This window comes from Variovorax sp. YR752, from assembly GCF_943372545.1.
The window spans coordinates 35311-51274 of the sequence record NZ_CALRZC010000033.1 but is presented as its reverse complement, the minus strand read 5'-3'; the positions used below and the strand labels follow the sequence as shown (position 1 = coordinate 51274).

14 protein-coding genes and 3 tRNA genes are annotated in these 15964 nt (G+C 68.9%); 5 read left to right on the top strand and 12 right to left on the bottom strand.

Going from position 1 to position 15964, the window contains the following annotated elements; genetic code table 11:
• The 10 genes from tuf to trpE all read right to left on the bottom strand — a co-directional run.
• Nucleotides 1-905, bottom strand: a 905-nt coding sequence (gene tuf, locus AAG801_RS10760; RefSeq protein ID WP_341888372.1) for an elongation factor Tu, incomplete at its 3' end; no start/stop codon positions are given.
• A gap of 38 nt (nucleotides 906-943) precedes the next feature.
• A tRNA-Thr gene (locus AAG801_RS10755) sits at nucleotides 944-1018 on the bottom strand.
• A gap of 60 nt (nucleotides 1019-1078) precedes the next feature.
• Nucleotides 1079-1152: transfer RNA gene (locus AAG801_RS10750), tRNA-Gly, on the bottom strand.
• A 30-nt stretch (nucleotides 1153-1182) separates the two neighbouring features.
• A tRNA-Tyr gene (locus AAG801_RS10745) sits at nucleotides 1183-1268 on the bottom strand.
• Nucleotides 1269-1295: 27 nt separating this feature from the next.
• Nucleotides 1296-1961 carry a uracil-DNA glycosylase gene (locus tag AAG801_RS10740; RefSeq protein WP_341888371.1) on the bottom strand — a complete coding sequence of 222 codons (666 nt, stop codon included), beginning with the start codon at nucleotides 1959-1961 and terminating at the stop codon, nucleotides 1296-1298.
• Complete coding sequence (gene trpC / locus AAG801_RS10735; protein WP_341888370.1) at nucleotides 1958-2749, bottom strand: indole-3-glycerol phosphate synthase TrpC; 792 nt, start codon at nucleotides 2747-2749, stop codon at nucleotides 1958-1960. The genes AAG801_RS10740 and trpC overlap by 4 nt, the downstream gene beginning before the upstream one ends.
• Entirely contained in the window at nucleotides 2746-3780 is a 1035-nt protein-coding gene (gene trpD / locus AAG801_RS10730) for an anthranilate phosphoribosyltransferase (protein ID WP_341888369.1), read from the bottom strand. The genes trpC and trpD overlap by 4 nt, the downstream gene beginning before the upstream one ends.
• A 25-nt stretch (nucleotides 3781-3805) precedes the next feature.
• Complete coding sequence (gene ltaE / locus AAG801_RS10725) at nucleotides 3806-4822, bottom strand: low-specificity L-threonine aldolase (RefSeq protein WP_341888368.1); 1017 nt, start codon at nucleotides 4820-4822, stop codon at nucleotides 3806-3808.
• The gene (locus AAG801_RS10720) at nucleotides 4819-5403 is read right to left on the bottom strand and encodes an aminodeoxychorismate/anthranilate synthase component II (RefSeq protein WP_341888367.1); all 585 of its coding nucleotides are present in this window, start codon (nucleotides 5401-5403) and stop codon (nucleotides 4819-4821) included. The genes ltaE and AAG801_RS10720 overlap by 4 nt, the downstream gene beginning before the upstream one ends.
• Before the next feature lies 1 nt (nucleotide 5404).
• On the bottom strand, nucleotides 5405-6889 hold the full coding sequence (gene trpE / locus AAG801_RS10715) for an anthranilate synthase component I (protein ID WP_341888366.1): 1485 nt from the start codon (nucleotides 6887-6889) through the stop codon (nucleotides 5405-5407).
• 381 nt (nucleotides 6890-7270) lie between these two features.
• On the opposite strand from trpE, the gene AAG801_RS10710 reads away from it, so the two are divergent.
• The gene (locus AAG801_RS10710) at nucleotides 7271-7885 is read left to right on the top strand and encodes a chalcone isomerase family protein (RefSeq protein WP_341888365.1); all 615 of its coding nucleotides are present in this window, start codon (nucleotides 7271-7273) and stop codon (nucleotides 7883-7885) included.
• Nucleotides 7886-7918: 33 nt separating this feature from the next.
• Here AAG801_RS10710 and argG read toward each other — a convergent pair whose 3' ends face one another.
• Nucleotides 7919-9256: an argininosuccinate synthase gene (gene argG, locus AAG801_RS10705; protein WP_341888364.1), complete on the bottom strand. Its 1338-nt coding sequence runs from the start codon at nucleotides 9254-9256 to the stop codon at nucleotides 7919-7921.
• Nucleotides 9257-9362: 106 nt separating this feature from the next.
• Nucleotides 9363-11159, bottom strand: coding sequence for a diguanylate cyclase (locus tag AAG801_RS10700; protein WP_341888363.1), 1797 nt, complete (start codon nucleotides 11157-11159; stop codon nucleotides 9363-9365).
• Nucleotides 11160-11257: 98 nt separating this feature from the next.
• On the opposite strand from AAG801_RS10700, the gene AAG801_RS10695 reads away from it, so the two are divergent.
• From AAG801_RS10695 to AAG801_RS10680, 4 genes are read left to right on the top strand one after another with little or no spacing between them, the layout of a single operon-like run.
• A complete protein-coding gene (locus AAG801_RS10695) occupies nucleotides 11258-11959 on the top strand; it encodes a GntR family transcriptional regulator (RefSeq protein WP_341888362.1) in 702 nt (233 codons plus the stop codon).
• On the top strand, nucleotides 11956-12837 hold the full coding sequence (locus AAG801_RS10690) for a phytanoyl-CoA dioxygenase family protein (RefSeq protein WP_341888361.1): 882 nt from the start codon (nucleotides 11956-11958) through the stop codon (nucleotides 12835-12837). Before AAG801_RS10695 ends, AAG801_RS10690 begins: the two co-directional genes overlap by 4 nt.
• Nucleotides 12834-14192: a Gfo/Idh/MocA family oxidoreductase gene (locus AAG801_RS10685; protein ID WP_341888360.1), complete on the top strand. Its 1359-nt coding sequence runs from the start codon at nucleotides 12834-12836 to the stop codon at nucleotides 14190-14192. Before AAG801_RS10690 ends, AAG801_RS10685 begins: the two co-directional genes overlap by 4 nt.
• A 2-nt stretch (nucleotides 14193-14194) precedes the next feature.
• The gene (locus AAG801_RS10680) at nucleotides 14195-15880 is read left to right on the top strand and encodes an amidohydrolase family protein (RefSeq protein WP_341888359.1); all 1686 of its coding nucleotides are present in this window, start codon (nucleotides 14195-14197) and stop codon (nucleotides 15878-15880) included.
• The last annotated feature ends 84 nt before the right edge of the window (nucleotides 15881-15964 follow it).

Sequence of the window (15964 nt, the reverse complement as noted above, 5' to 3'; positions counted from 1 at the left end):
TTGATGCTGCCGGGCTTGCACAGCACCTGGCCGCGCTCGACGTCTTCACGCTTGGTGCCGCGCAGCAGGATGCCGACGTTGTCACCGGCCTGGCCCTGGTCGAGCAGCTTGCGGAACATCTCGACGCCGGTGCAGGTGGTCTTCTGCGTGGCACGGATGCCGACAATCTCGATTTCCTCGCCGACCTTGACGATGCCGCGCTCGACGCGACCGGTCACCACCGTGCCGCGACCGGAGATGCTGAACACGTCTTCGACCGGCATCAGGAAGGCGCCGTCGATGGCGCGCTCGGGCGTCGGGATGTAGCTGTCCAGCGCGTCGGCCAGCTTCAGGATGGCCTGCTCGCCGAGTTCACCCTTGTCGCCTTCCATCGCCAGCTTGGCGCTGCCGTGGATGATCGGGGTCTTGTCGCCGGGGAAGTCGTACTTGTCGAGCAGTTCGCGAACTTCCATCTCGACGAGCTCGAGCAGTTCGGCGTCGTCGACCATGTCGCACTTGTTCAGGAACACGATGATGTACGGCACACCGACCTGACGCGCCAGCAGGATGTGCTCGCGGGTCTGCGGCATCGGGCCGTCAGCGGCCGAGCACACCAGGATCGCGCCGTCCATCTGCGCCGCACCGGTGATCATGTTCTTCACGTAGTCGGCGTGCCCGGGGCAGTCGACGTGCGCGTAGTGACGGTTGGCGGTCTCGTACTCGACGTGCGCGGTGTTGATCGTGATGCCGCGCGCCTTCTCTTCCGGCGCCGCATCGATCTGGTCGTACGCCTTGGCTTCGCCGCCGAACTTGGCCGACAGCACCGTCGTGATCGCCGCCGTCAGCGTCGTCTTCCCATGGTCCACGTGACCAATCGTCCCCACGTTCACGTGCGGCTTGGTCCGCTCAAATTTGCCTTTTGCCATCGTTTCGCTCCTCGACAACGAGAATGAATATCAAGACTTGGTGCCCATGGCGCGGATCGAACGCGCGACCTCTCCCTTACCAAGGGAGTGCTCTACCACTGAGCCACATGGGCCGATCAACTGACCGTCGACACAGGCTTGAATCCGGGCGGGACACCAAGCCTCTGGCGACATGGAGCGGGAGACGGGAATCGAACCCGCGTCATCAGCTTGGAAGGCTGGGGTTCTACCATTGAACTACTCCCGCTCGGGAGACAACACGCTTCACTGCAATCTTTGGTGGAGGAGGCTGGATTCGAACCAGCGTAGGCGTAAGCCAACAGATTTACAGTCTGCCCCCTTTAGCCACTCGGGCACCCCTCCACGCAGAGCCCGCGACTATAACACAGGCTAGAGAGCCCACCAGTCGACCAGGCTGGCAGTCTCCAGGAAGTGCCGGTCCTCGGCCATGAAGCGGCGCTGGAAGTCGTTGGACGGGTGGCGGGTCACCAGGGTACGCACCTGCGTGTTGGCCGGCTGCGCCTCGACGAAGAACTGCCGAGCCTTGTCACCCCAGAGCATGAACACCGGCGGGCACTCCGCTCTGCACAGAACCTTGACAATATCGGCTGTGAGCGCTTGCCAACCACAATTCATATGGCTGCCGATGCGGCCCACTTCGATGGTCAGCGTCGGGTTGAGCAGCAGCGCGCCCTGGCGCGCCCAGCCGTCGAGCTTCCATGCCGCCGGCGGCTTGAACCCGGGCTTGTCTTCGGCCAGCACCTGGAAGATGCGGCGCAGCGAAGCCGGCTTGCCGTGCCCGGCGGAAAAGGCCAGGCCGTCGGCATGACCCGGCTTCGGGTAGGGATCCTGGCCGAAGACGACGACCTTGACCTGCTCCGGATCGGCGAATCGCAAGGCACGGAAGGGGTCGGCCGGAGCGATCTCGCGCGCATCCGATACGGCGCGAACGCGCTCGATCACGCCGGCGAAGCGTTCCGGCGTCCATTGCGGCAACGCGGCGGCCCAGGCCGGCGGCAGGCTGGCGCAGGCCGCCGCCAGATCGTCCGCGGTCATGCGAACAGGCTGGCCAGCGCGGCGCCCGGGTCCGGCGCGCGCATGAAGGCTTCGCCGACCAGGAAGGCGTGCACGTCGGCATCGCGCATGCGCTTCACGTCGCCCGCGCCCAGGATGCCGCTTTCGGTGACCAGCAGGCGGTCCGTCGGCACCCGCGGCAGCAGGCCGAGCGTGGTGTCCAGCGTGACTTCGAAGGTCCGCAGGTTGCGGTTGTTGATGCCCACCAGCGGCGTCTTCAGGCGCAGCGCACGATCGAGTTCGGCGCCGTCGTGCACTTCCACCAGCACCGCCATGCCCAGCGCCAACGCCTGTGCTTCCAGGTCGGCCATCAGTTCGTCGTCGAGGCAGGCGGCGATCAGCAGGATGCAGTCGGCACCCATGGCGCGCGCCTCGAACACCTGGTACGCATCGACCATGAAGTCCTTGCGCAGCACCGGCAGCGCGCAGGCAGCACGGGCCTGCTCGAGGAACTCCGCCGAGCCCTGGAAGAACTGCACGTCGGTCAGTACGCTCAGGCAGGCCGCCCCGCCGCGCTCATAGCTGGAGGCGATCTCCGCTGGCACGAAGTGCTCGCGCAGCACGCCCTTGCTCGGGCTCGACTTCTTCACTTCAGCGATCACGCCGGCGCGGCCAGCGGCGATCTTCGTTCGCAGCGCGCCGACGAAGTCCCTTTGCCTACCGAGCGATTCCGCGTCGCGGCGCAGCGCAGCAGCATCGCGAACGCGCTTCGCCGCCGCGATCTCCTCACGCTTGACCGCGACGATCTTGTTCAGGATGTCGCTGCTCATGCCGCGGCCAGTTCCTTGGTCCGGGCCACGAACTGGTGCATCTTCGCCAGCGCCCTGCCCGAGGCCAGCGCCTCGCGCGCCATCGCCACGCCGTCGGCCATCGTTGCCGCCGCGTTGGCGGCATACAGCGCCACGCCGGCGTTGAGGATGACGATGTCGCGCGCCGGGCCGGGCTCGTTGTCGAGCACCGCGCGCAGCATGGTCTTGCTCTGCTCCGGCGTCTCGACCTTCAGCGTGCGGTTGCTTGCCATCGTCAGGCCGAAGTCCTCGGGATGGATCTCGAACTCGCGGATGTCGCCGTCCTTGTACTCGCCGACCAGGGTCGCGGCGCCGAGCGAGACCTCGTCCATGCCGTCGCGGCCGTAGACCACCAGCGCGTGTTCGGCGCCCAGGCGCTGCAACGCGCGCACCTGGATGCCCACGAGATCAGGGTGGAACACGCCCATCAGGATGTTCGGCGCCCCGGCCGGGTTGGTCAGCGGCCCGAGGATGTTGAAGATCGTGCGCACGCCGAGTTCCTTGCGCACCGGCGCGACGTTCTTCATCGCCGGGTGGTGGTTGGGCGCGAACATGAAGCCGATGCCGGTGTCGGCGATGCAGCGCGAGATGTCGGCCGGCTTCAGCGACAGGCTCACGCCGAGCGACTCCAGCACGTCGGCGCTGCCCGACTTGCTCGACACGCTGCGGTTGCCATGCTTGCTCACGCGCGCGCCGCAAGCGGCCGCGACGAACATCGAGCAGGTGGAGATGTTGAAGGTGTGCGAACCGTCGCCGCCGGTGCCGACGATGTCGACCAGGTGCGTGCGGTCGGCCACCTCGACCTTGGTGGAGAACTCGCGCATCACCTGCGCGGCGGCGGTGATCTCGCCGATGGTCTCCTTCTTGACGCGCAGGCCGATCAGCAGCGCGGCCATCATGACGGGCGACATCTCGCCGCCCATGATGCGACGCATCAGCGCGAGCATCTCGTCGTGGAAGATCTCGCGGTGCTCGATCGTGCGGGTCAGCGCTTCGTTGTCGGTGATGGGCATGGCGGGCTCCTGAAGGGGCGCGGGGTCAGTGCAGCGCCTCGCGCAGCACGGCGATGGCATGGTCGATGCCGGCGTCGGCTACGTCGAGGTGGGTGACCAGGCGCAATTGGTACAAGCCGGTGGCCAGCACGCCGCGGGCACGTAGTTCGGCCACGGCCGCAGCGGCTCGCTCGCGCGGCAGGTCGATGAAGACCATGTTGGTCTGCGGCGGCTGCACCGTCACACCGGGCAGGCCTTGCAGGCCGTCGGCCAGGCGGCGCGCCCGTGCGTGGTCGTCGGCGAGGCGATCGACGTGATGCTCGAGCGCGTGCAGCGCGGCCGCGGCCAGCACGCCGGCTTGGCGCATCGTGCCGCCGGCCATCTTGCGCACGCGCTTCGCCCTGGCGATCAGTTCCTTCGAGCCAACCAGCGCCGAGCCGACCGGTGCACCCAGGCCTTTGCTGAAGCAGACCGAGACGGAGTCGAACAAGTCTGCCATCGCGCGGGCGTTCGCGCGTGGATCGCCGCCAAGAGCCACCGCCGCATTGAAAAGCCGGGCGCCGTCGAGGTGAGTTGCCAGCCCCTGCCGGCGCGCCAGCGCCGTCGCATCGCGCAGGTAGGCCATCGGCATCAGCTTGCCGCCCAGCGTGTTCTCGAGGGTCAGCAGCCGTGAACGCGCGAAATGCGGGTCATCGGGCTTGATGTTCGCTTCGATGTCGGCCAGCAGCAGCGTACCGTCAGGCTGATGGGCGATCGGCTGCGGCTGGATGCTGCCCAGCACCGCCGCGCCGCCAGCTTCCCATCGGTAGGTGTGCGCCATCTGGCCGACGATGTACTCGTCGCCGCGCTGGCAATGGCTCATCAGCGCGCACAGGTTGCTCTGCGTGCCGCTGGGCACGTAGAGCGCCGCCTCCTTGCCTAGCATCGCGGCGATGCGCTCCTGCAGCGCGTTGACGGTCGGGTCGTCGCCGAACACGTCGTCGCCGACATCGGCCCGCGCGATCGCCTCGCGCATCGCGGCGGTCGGCCGCGTGACGGTATCGCTGCGCAGGTCGACGATCATGGCCGAAGCTCCAGGAAGTTCTTCAACATCGCGTGGCCATGCTCGGTGAGGATGGACTCCGGATGGAACTGCACGCCTTCCAGTGGCGTCTTCGTGCCGGCCAGCTCGCGGTGCCGCACGCCCATGATCTCGCCGTCCTGCGAGGTCGAGGTGATCTCCAGCACCTCCGGCCGCGTCGCCTGTTCGATCACCAGCGAGTGGTAGCGGATCACGGTGAAATCCTGCGGCAGGCCTGTGTACACGCCGCGGCCGTCGTGATGCAGCACGTCGGTCTTGCCGTGCATCTGCGTCTTCGCGCGCACGATGCGCCCGCCCAGCGCCGCGCCGATCGCCTGGTGGCCGAGACACACGCCGAGGACGGGCATCTTGCCGATGAAGGCCTGGATCGCCTCGACGCAGATGCCGGCCTCGGCCGGCGAGCACGGCCCCGGCGAGAGCACCAGGTGCTCGGGCTTCAGCGCGGCGATGCCGGCGACATCGATCTCGTCGTTGCGGAAGACGCGCACCTCCTCGCCCAGCTCGCCGAAGTACTGCACCAGGTTGAAGGTGAAGGAGTCGTAGTTGTCGATCATGAGCAGCATGTCAGAAGCCCTCCTCGACGAGTTCGGCGGCTCTGATCAAGGCGCGTGCCTTGTGCTCGGTCTCTCTCCACTCCATCTCGGGCACCGAATCGGCGACCACACCGGCGGCGGCCTGCACGTACAGCGTCTGGTCCTTGACGATGCCGGTGCGGATGGCGATGGCCACGTCCATGTCGCCCGCGAAGCTCAGGTAGCCGCAGGCGCCGCCGTAGATGCCGCGCTTGCTCGGCTCGAGCTCGTCGATGATCTCCATCGCGCGGATCTTCGGCGCGCCGGTCAGCGTGCCGGCCGGGAAGGTGGCCTTGAGCACGTCGATGTTGGTCATGCCGTCCTTCAGCAGGCCCTCGACGTTGCTGACGATGTGCATCACGTGCGAGTAGCGCTCGATGACGAAGGCCTCGGTCACCTTCACGCTGCCGGTCTTGGTGATTCGGCCGATGTCGTTGCGCGCCAGGTCGATCAGCATCACGTGCTCGGCGCGCTCTTTCGGGTCGGCCAGCAGTTCGGCCTCCAGCGCCTTGTCCTGCTCGGGCGAGGCGCCGCGCGGGCGCGTGCCAGCCAGCGGGCGGATGGTCACCTTCTCGCCCTCGGGCACATGCTCGTGGCGCACCAGGATCTCCGGGCTGGCGCTGACGATCTGGAAGTCGCCCATGTCGTAGAAGAACATGTAGGGCGAGGGGTTCAGTGAGCGCAGCGCGCGATACAGCGACAGCGGGCTCTCGGTGTAGCGCTTCTTCAGCCGCTGGCCGATCTGCACCTGCATCATGTCGCCGGCGGCGATGTACTCCTTGCTCTTCTCGACCGCCGCCAGGTAGTCGCTCTTGGCGAACTCACGCTCGACGCCATGCGCCGCCACGCGCTTGACCTGCGGCGCGGTGACGCTGTACTTGAGCTTGTCGCCGAGCTCGGCCAGGCGCCGCTTGGCCTTGAAGTAGGCCTCGGGTTCGGCCGGGTTGGCGTAGACGATCAGGTACAGCCGGCCGGACAGGTTGTCGATGACCGCCAGTTCCTCGCACTGCAGCAGCAGGATGTCCGGCGTGTCGACGCCGCCGTCCTTCCAGGTCTTGGCGAGCTTGGGCTCGATGTAGCGCACCGCGTCGTAGCCGAAGTAGCCGGCCAGGCCGCCGCAGAAGCGCGGCAGGCCCGGCCGCAGCGCGACCTTGAAGCGCTTCTGGTACTGGTCGATGAAGTCGAGCGGATTGCCGTCGTGCGATTCGACGACCACACCATCGGTGACGACCTCGGTGCGGAAGCCGCTGGCGCGCAACAGCGTGCGCGCCGGCAGGCCGATGAAGGAATAGCGCCCGAAACGCTCGCCGCCGACGACGGACTCGAGCAGGAAGCTGTGCTTGCCGCCGCCGTTGCCGTAAGCCAGCTTCAGATAGAGCGACAGCGGCGTCTCCAGGTCGGCGAAGGCCTCGGTCAACAGCGGAATGCGGTTGTAGCCCTGCGCGGCCAGGCTCTTGAATTCGAGTTCGGTGATCACGGGTCAGGGCCCTCCACGGCCCGGCGGACGACTGCTGCGTCCGCGTGACGGTTCGATTCGGTGGTGCCGGCTGGATGAGCCAGCCGATGGAGCCGAAGGGCGCGCTTCATGGGTGAACGCGGCGCTCCGCGGCAAGCAAACGCGCCGGGTCAGCGCCCGGCGTGGCAGCAGGAGCGGCGCCAGGGCCAGGCTCCCCGGTCGTGCGACCCCGTGGTTTGCTTGCGTGTCGAAAACATGGGCGCCGAGTGTAGCAGCGCACAAGAACGGCCTGGGGAGGGCTCCCGACTCGTGGAATTCGCCATGGACAGCCGCGCCGTCGGTTTGACACACTCGCAGGCTTCGCGGCCCCACATGGCCGGCCAACACATTTCGGAGAGCGTCGTGATCCGTCGCACCATCGTCCTGACCGCCACGCTGGCGGCCCTGCTCACCGCGCCGCTGGCGCAAGCCCAGACCACCGAAGTGGCTGGCGTCAAGTACGACCAGACGCTGCAGGTCGGCAACGGCAAGCTGCAGCTCAACGGCGCCGGCATCCGCTACAAGGCGGTGTTCAAGGTCTATACCGCCGGGCTCTACCTCGGCAGCAAGGTCGCCACGACCGAAGCCGCGCTCGCCGCGCCAGGCCCCAAGCGCATGCACATCGTGATGCTGCGCGACATCGACGCCAACGAACTGGGCAAGCTGTTCACCCGCGGCATGCAGGACAACTCGCCGCGCGAGGAGTTCTCCAAGTCGATAGCCGGCACGATCCGCCTGAGCGAGCTGTTCTCGGCGAAGAAGAAGCTCGTCGCCGGCGACTCGTTCTCGGTCGACTACCTGCCCGGCCAAGGCACGACCGTGCTCATCAACGGCAAGGCGAACATCGATCCGATCAAGGAGCCGGAGTTCTTCACCGCGCTGCTGCGCATCTGGCTGGGCAAGAACCCCGCCGACTCGCAGCTCAAGGACGCGCTGCTCGGCAAGGCGCCGGCGGTGCGCGATCCTTTCAACAACTAGGAACGCGGGCCGCCGCTTCGGCCAGCGTGAAGCTCACTTCGCGCTGTCGTCCCTGAGCAGCGGCAGCAGGTCCGAGCCGCCCGAGGGCAGCAGGCCGACCTGCGAATAGGTCGCCAGCTTGTCGCGCGTGTCGACGATGTCGAGGTTGCGCATGGTCAGCTGGCCGATGCGGTCCTGCGGCGAGAACATCGACTCGCCCTTCTCCATCGTCAGCCGCTCGGGCTTGTAGGTGAGGTTGGCCGACTCGGTGTTCAGCAGCGAGTAGTCGTTGCCGCGGCGCAGTTCCAGCGTCACCTCGCCGGTGATGGCCCGCGCCACCCAGCGCTGCGCGGTCTCGCGCAGCATCAGCGCCTGCGGGTCGAACCAGCGGCCCTGGTAGAGCAGGCGGCCCAGCCGCCGGCCGTTGTCACGGTACTGCTCGATGGTGTCTTCGTTGTGGATGCCGGTGAGCAGGCGTTCGTAGGCGATGAACAGCAGCGCCAGGCCAGGCGCCTCGTAGATGCCGCGGCTCTTGGCCTCGATGATGCGGTTCTCGATCTGGTCGCTCATGCCCAGGCCGTGGCGGCCGCCGATGCGGTTGGCCTCCATCATCAGCTCGACCGCGCTGGCGAAGGTCTTGCCGTTCAGCGCGACCGGCTGGCCTTCCTCGAAGCGCACGCTGACCTCCTCGCGCTTGACCTCGACGTCGTCGCGCCAGAAGGCCACGCCCATGATCGGCTGCACGATCTTCACGCCGCTGTTCAGCTGCTCGAGATCCTTCGCCTCGTGGGTGGCGCCGAGCATGTTGGAGTCGGTCGAGTAGGCCTTCTCGGCCGACATCTTGTAGGCGAAGCCGGCCTGCGTCATGAAGGCCGACATCTCGGCGCGGCCGCCGAGTTCGTCGATGAAGGTCTGGTCCAGCCAGGGCTTGTAGATCTTCAGCGAGGGGTTGGCGAGCAGGCCGTAGCGGTAGAAGCGCTCGATGTCGTTGCCCTTGAAGGTGCTGCCGTCGCCCCAGATGTTGACCTCGTCCTCCTTCATCGCGGTGACCAGCATCGTGCCGGTGACGGCGCGGCCGATCGGCGTGGTGTTGAAGTAGGTCACGCCGGCGGTGGAGATGTGGAAGGCGCCGCACTGCAGCGCGGCGATGCCTTCGGCGACGAGCTGGGCGCGGCACTCGATCAGGCGCGCCTTCTCCGCACCGTACTGCATCGCGCGGCGCGGGATGTCGTCGTAGTCGGGCTCGTCCGGCTGCCCCAGGTTGGCGGTGTAGGCGTAGGGCACGGCGCCCTTGAGCTTCATCCAGTGCAGCGCGGCGCTGGTGTCCAGGCCGCCGGAGAAGGCGATGCCGACCTTCTGGCCGGCGGGAAGCGATTGGAGGATGGTTGCCATGGTCTGGGGGGGAGGGTGTGCGCGCCGCCCGGCGGATCCGGACTGGGCGAAGCGCGTATTTTCAGGCCATTTGCGCCGGCCGCCGGCGTGCCCGGGCCCGAAGTGCCTACTCGGCCAGCACGGCGCGGCGCCGCCCGGCGCGCTTGGCGGCGTACGCAGCCGCATCGGCCGCCTCGACCAGCGACGCCGCGGACACGCCCGCGCCGGCCATCGCGCTGGCCACGCCGACGCTCAGCGTCAGGTGTGCGGCCAGCGGCGAATCGGGGTGCGGCAGCGCGGCCGATTCCACCGCCTCGATGCAGGCCAGCGCCACGGCCATCGCCTCGGCGGCTGCCGTGTGCGGCAGCAACAGCGCGAACTCCTCGCCGCCATAGCGCGCGACCAGGTCGCCGGTGCGGTGCACGCACTTGCGCAGCAGCTGCGCGATCGCGCGCAGGCACTCGTCGCCCATCGGGTGGCCGAGGCTGTCGTTGTAGCGCTTGAAGTGGTCGACATCGACGATCAGCAGAGCCATCGGCTGGCCGTGGCGGCCGCTGCGCTGCCACTCCTCGTGCAGCGCGCGGTCCAGCCGGCGGCGGTTGGCGATGCCGGTCAGCGCGTCCGTCTCGGACAGGTGGGCCAGCTGCGCGTTGGCGTCGCGCAGCGCCTGCGCGTAGGCCTCGCGCTCCGACAGGTCGGTGAACAGCGCCACGTAGCGCGCCGGGCCGGGAATCTCCAGGCGCGACAGGGCCAGTTGCACGGCCACGCCCTGGCCGTCGCGGCGGCGTGCGCGGAGGTCCTGCGGCGCGGCGCGCAGCGACGTGCCGCGCTGCACCAGCAGCGACAGGGGATCGGGCTCGCCATCCGCCGGTTCAGGCACCAGCACGCCGATGTCGCGGCCGACCAGTTCGTGTTCGTGCCAGCCGAAGATCGTGGTCGTGGCCGGGTTGGCCGACAGCACCTCGCCGCGCGCGTCGAGCGTGACGATCGCCGCCATCGCGGTGCCGATCACTGCATTGAGCTGCGCCCGGCTCTCCGTCAGGCGCGCGTTGACCTGCTTGAGCTGCTGGCCCTGCTGCACCAGTTCGGTGACGTCGACGCGCACGCCGGCCACACCACCCAGCCGCGTCGGCCGCTCCTCGATGCGCAGCCAGCGGTTGCCGGGCAGCTCCTGCAGGATCGGCTGATCGGCATGACGGTGGCGGTACAGGCGCTCCTCGAGCCAGGTCAGCTCCTGGCCTTCGGCGGCCGGGTACTGGCCGTGCGCCAGGCCGTAGCGCAGGATGTCCTCGAAGGAGGTGCCGGGGCGGATCGCCGGCGCCGACGGGCCGTAGATCTCGCGGTAGCGGTGGTTGCTGACCACCAGCCGGTCGTCGGCGTCGTACAGCGCGAAGCCGTCGGGCAGCGCCTCGACCGCGGCCTCCAGCCGGTCGCGTGCCTGCGCCGCCTCGGTGCGCGCCGCCTCCAGCGCCCGCTCCTTCTCGACCAGTTCACTCACGTCGATGCTGAAGGCCAGCAGGCTGCCGTCGGCCAGGCGTTGCTCGCTGATGCGCCGCCAGCGGCCGTCGCTCATCTGCCGCAGGATGGGCGCCCCGGGCTGCCGATGGCGTCGCACGCGGTCCGCCACGAAGGCCTCGACGTCAGGCAGCGCCTGCGGCACCAGGCCCTGGGCGATGGCGTCGCGCAGGATCGATTCGAAACTGCGGCCGGGCACCAGCCGGTCGGCCATGCCAGGGTAGAGCGCGCGGAAGTGGCGATTGCACAGCAGCAGGCGGTCGTGCGCATCGAACAGCACGATGCCCGCGTCCATCGCGTCCATGGCCGCGCGGTACGGCGGTGGGCGCCGCCCCCAGCGGCCACGGGACAACCGTTGCAGCAGCCGCTGCAAGGAGGAAGGCTGGCGGTCGAGGGCAGCGGCGGGCATGGCAACGCGGTGAATCGATTCGGAGGGCAGGATAGCGTGAGTCCGACTTGAATCCGGGCAGACTCCGTGTATTCTGTATACAGAGTGCGCTGATCACCATGAAGCCCGCCCCGCTGCTGAAACTGCACGTCGCGCCCGACCTCGTCGATCAGGTCTACCAGGCTCTGCTCGGCGCCATCAGCGACGGCAGCCTGGCGCCGGGCGCGCGCATCACGCAGGAGGAGCTTGCGCAGCAGCTGGCCGTGTCACGCCAGCCGGTGCTGCAGGCCCTGCGCCTGCTCAAGCAGGACGGCCTGGTGCTCGACGCTCCGGGCCGCGGCGTGCAGGTGGCACCGCTGGACGCCTCGGGCATCGCCGCCGTCTACCAGGTGCGCGGCGCGCTGGACGGCCTGGCCGCGCGGCTGGCGGCGCAACGCGGCCAGCGTCTCGACCCGAAGCTGATCGAGCGCGGCCGCAAGGCAGCGGGCGGGCGCAGCGTACAGGCCATGATCGACGCCGACATCGCCTTCCACAACGCGGTCTATGCGGCTTCGAACAACCCGCTGATCCCGCGCAGCGCGCACCTGCACTGGGCGCACATCCGCCGTGCGATGGGCGCGTCGCTGCAGGCCGCCGCCCTGCGCGACTCGGTCTGGGACGAGCACGAAGCCATCGCGCAGGCGATCGCCGCCGGCCATGCCGAGCACGCCGAACAGCTGATGCGCGAGCACGCCGCGCGCGCCAGCGAACACATCACCCGCCACCTCGATGCCGCAACGCACGGCGACGGGGTTCCGCTTGCCCAAGGAGACACCGCATGAGACTCACCCCCGAGCAGATCGCCGAATTCGACCGCGAGGGCTACCTGTTCTTCCCCGGCCTGTTCACGCCCGAGGAGGCGAAGACGCTGACCGACGCCGTGCCCGACCTCTACGCACGCCGCGAGGCCTACAACGTGCGCGAGAAGGGCTCAGACGCCGTGCGAACCAACTTCGCCGCCCACCTGTACAGCGAGCCCTTCGCCCGGCTGGCGCGCCACCCGCGCATGGTCGAGCCGGTGGAGGACCTGTTCGGCGAGAAGCTGTACATGCACCAGTTCAAGATCAACGGCAAGATGGCCTTCGAGGGCGACGTGTGGCAGTGGCACCAGGACTACGGCACCTGGAAGAACGACGACCTGATGCCCACCGAGCGGGCCATGAACGTGGCCATCTTCCTCGACGACGTCAACGAGTACAACGGCCCGCTGATGTTCATCCCCGGCAGCCACAAGAAGGGCGTGGTCGATGCGAAGCACGACCTGACGACGACCAGCTACCCGCTGTGGACGGTCGACAACGAGCTGATCCGCCAACTGGTGGCGCGTGCCGGCGGCAAGAACGGCGGCATCGTCTCGCCGAAGGGGCCGGCTGGCTCGATGATCCTGTTCCACTCCTGCCTGGTGCACGCCTCGACCAGCAACCTGAGCCCGTGGAACCGCGTCAGCGTCTACCTGAGCCTGTGTGCGGTCAGCAACCACATCCGGCGCTTCAAGCGGCCGGAGTTCATCGCGCATCGCAACTTCGATGCGATCGAGTGCCTGCCCGACGACTGCCTGCGCAAGGACTACCCGGTCGACCTGCCGTGGAAGAACGGCATGCCCGGCAGCGCGCTGGTCACCTCGTCCGAGCCGATCGACAGCACCAAGGTGGCTGCATGAACCTGCACCGCAAGCTCCTGCAGCGCCAGGCCGACGGCCGGCCGGTGCGCATCGGCCTGATCGGCGCCGGCAAGTTCGGCTCGATGTACCTCGCGCAGGTGCCGCGCACGCCCGGCGTGCACCTGGTCGGCATCGCCGACCTGTCGCCGGCGGCGGCGCAGACCAACCTGGCGCGTGTCGGCTGGGAGGCAGCGCGCACACAGGCCGGCTCGCTGGACGAGGCGCTCAAGACCGGCGCCACGCACGTCGGCGACGACTGGCAGGCGCTGGTGCGCCACCCGGCGATCGACGTGATCGTCGAGTGCACCGGCAACCCGATTGCTGCCGTCGACCACTGCCTCGCCGCCTTCGACAACAAGAAGCACGTCGTCAACGTCACCGTCGAGGCGGATGCCTTCTGTGGCGCGCTGCTGGCGAAGAAGGCGGCCGATGCCGGCGTCGTCTACTCGATGGCCTTCGGCGACCAGCCGGCGCTGATCTGCGACCTGGTCGACTGGGCGCGCACCTGCGGCTTCCCGGTCGTCGCTGCCGGCCGCGGCCACAAGTGGCTGCCGCACTTCTGCGAGTCGACGCCCGAGACGGTGTGGGGCCACTACGGCCTGACGCCCGAACAGGCGGCGCGCGGCGGGCTGAACCCGAAGATGTTCAACAGCTTCCTCGACGGCTCCAAGCCCTCGATCGAGTCGACCGCGGTGTCCAACGCCACCGGCCTGGCGGTGCCGAGCAACGGCCTGCTCTACCCGCCGGCGAGCGTCGAGGACATTCCCTTCGTCACCCGCCCGAAGAGCGAAGGCGGCGTGCTCGAGAAGAAGGGCATGGTCGAGGTGATCTCCTCGCTGGAGCCCGACGGCCGCAAGATCCCCTACGACATCCGCATGGGCGTGTGGGTCACCGTCGAGGCCGAGACCGAGTACATCAGGAACTGCTTCGAGGAATACAACGCCCACACCGACCCGAGCGGGCGCTACTTCACGCTCTACAAGCGCTGGCACCTGATCGGGCTGGAGGTCGGCGTGTCGGTGGCCAGCGTGGCGCTGCGCAATGAGCCGACCGGCGTGGCGATGGGCTGGAACGCCGACGTGGTGGCCACCGCCAAGCGCGACCTCGCGCCCGGCGAGATGCTCGACGGCGAGGGCGGCTACACGGTGTGGGGCAAGCTGCTGCCGGCGGCGACCTCGGCCGCCATGGGTGGCCTGCCGCTCGGCTTGGCGCACAACGTCAAGGTGCTGCGGCCGGTGAAGAAGGGTCAGAGCCTGAGCTGGGCCGACGTGGCGATGGACACCAGCACCCACGCGTACCGCACCCGCAAGGCGATGGAGGACCTGTTCGCCGCACCGATCCGCAAGGCGGCCTGATCATGTCCGACGAGCTGCTGATCCGCGGCGCCACGCTGTACGACGGCAGCGGCAGCGAGCCCTTCGCGGCCGACGTGGCGGTGAGGGCCGGCCGCATCCGCGCGATCGGCGCCTCGCTGCCGGTCGACGCCGCACAGGTGATCGACGCCGGCGGCCTGGCGCTGATGCCCGGCATCATCGACAGCCACACCCACTTCGACGCGCAGGTCACCTGGGACCCGTACGTGCGGCCCTCGCCGGCGCTGGGCGTGACGACCGCGGCAATCGGCAACTGCGGCTTCACCATCGCGCCGTGCCGGCCGGCCGACCGCGAGCGCACGATGCGCAACCTGACGCAGGTCGAGGGCATGTCGCTGGACGTGCTGCGCCAGGGTATCCGCTGGGAGTTCGAGACCTTCGCCGAGTACCTCGCGCAACTGCGGCGCAGCGGCAGTGCGGTGAACCTGGCCTGCTACGTCGGCCACTCGTCGGTGCGCACCTGGGTGATGGGCGATGCAGCGACGCAGCGCGAAGCCACGGCCGACGAGATCGAGCGCATGGCCGCGGTGATCCGCGAAGCGATGGACGCCGGCGCCGTCGGCTTCGCCAGCTCCACCAGCCCGGCGCACAACGGCGAAGGCGGCATCCCGATGCCGTCGCGGCTGGCCAGCGACGCCGAGCATCTCGCGCTGATCGAGGCGATGGCGCACCGCGGCGGCGGCGTCTACATGGTCACCAAGGGCGGGCAGATGCCGGTGGCGCTGCTCGAGGAGATGGCGGCGCGCGCGCAGCGGCCGGTGATGATCGCCGCGCTGCTGCACAACGGCACCAACCCGGGCGCGGTGTTCGCCGACCTCGATGCCATCTCCGCTGCCAACACCCGCGGGCGCAAGCTCATCGGGCAGGTCTCGTGCTGCCCGCTGACGATGGAGTTCACCCTCGCCTCGCCCTACCCGGTCGAAGGGCTGCAGAGCTGGCAGCCGGCGCTGGCCCTGAAGGGCGCGGCGCTGGAGGCGCTGCTGGCCGACCCGCAGTTCCGCGCCCGCGTGCGCGCCGAGCTGGCCGCGCCGGCCACCTTCCGCCTCTTCAACGGCGAATGGCAGAAGGTGCACGTGGTGCAGGTGTCGCAGGAGCGGCACCGTGCGCTGGAGCAGAAGAGCATCGCCGAGCTGGCCGCCCGCGCGGCCAAGGACCCGCTGGACACGATGCTCGACCTCGCGCTCGACGAGGACCTGACGACCATCTTCACCGCGCAGCTGCTCAACAGCGACGAGGAGGCGGTGGCGAGACTGCTGACGCATCCGCACAGCCTGGTGTCGCTGTCCGACGCCGGCGCGCACCTGACCTTCTTCAACGACGCCGGCTTCGGCCTGCACCTGATGGGCCACTGGGCGCGCGACCGCGGCGTGATGAGCCTGCCCGAGGCCGTGCGCCGCCTGACCCTGCAGAGCGCGCAGATCTTCGGCCTGACCGACCGCGGACTGCTGCGCGAAGGCCATGCAGCCGACCTGCTGCTGTTCGACCCGGCCACGGTGGGCCGCGCGGCGACGCGGCGCGTCCACGACCTGCCCGGCGGCGCGGCGCGCCTGCACACCGACGCGCTCGGCGTGCACGGCGTGTGGGTCAACGGCCGCCAGGTGGCCGATGCGCGCGGCCTGATCGACCAGGCGCCGCTGGCTGGCCGGCTGCTGACCGAGTTCTCTCGCTGATCTGCCGCAAGGAACTCATGCGCCGAGCTGTCGATTGTGGTGCGGGAGCATCACTCTCGCAGCGTCTGCACGCATCTGAAACAT

Bases quoted from the DNA above. Each gene is read 5' to 3' on its own strand.
- AAG801_RS10720 (WP_341888367.1), bottom strand. From the start codon at position 5,403: ATGCTGCTCATGATCGACAACTACGACTCCTTCACCTTCAACCTGGTG.
- AAG801_RS10690 (WP_341888361.1), top strand. From the start codon at position 11,956: ATGAGACTCACCCCCGAGCAGATCGCCGAATTCGACCGCGAGGGCTAC.
- AAG801_RS10695 (WP_341888362.1), top strand. From the start codon at position 11,258: ATGAAGCCCGCCCCGCTGCTGAAACTGCACGTCGCGCCCGACCTCGTC.
- AAG801_RS10680 (WP_341888359.1), top strand. From the start codon at position 14,195: ATGTCCGACGAGCTGCTGATCCGCGGCGCCACGCTGTACGACGGCAGC.
- ltaE (WP_341888368.1), bottom strand. From the start codon at position 4,822: ATGATCGTCGACCTGCGCAGCGATACCGTCACGCGGCCGACCGCCGCG.
- AAG801_RS10685 (WP_341888360.1), top strand. From the start codon at position 12,834: ATGAACCTGCACCGCAAGCTCCTGCAGCGCCAGGCCGACGGCCGGCCG.
- argG (WP_341888364.1), bottom strand. From the start codon at position 9,256: ATGGCAACCATCCTCCAATCGCTTCCCGCCGGCCAGAAGGTCGGCATC.
- AAG801_RS10740 (WP_341888371.1), bottom strand. From the start codon at position 1,961: ATGACCGCGGACGATCTGGCGGCGGCCTGCGCCAGCCTGCCGCCGGCC.
- trpD (WP_341888369.1), bottom strand. From the start codon at position 3,780: ATGCCCATCACCGACAACGAAGCGCTGACCCGCACGATCGAGCACCGC.
- AAG801_RS10700 (WP_341888363.1), bottom strand. From the start codon at position 11,159: ATGCCCGCCGCTGCCCTCGACCGCCAGCCTTCCTCCTTGCAGCGGCTG.
- trpC (WP_341888370.1), bottom strand. From the start codon at position 2,749: ATGAGCAGCGACATCCTGAACAAGATCGTCGCGGTCAAGCGTGAGGAG.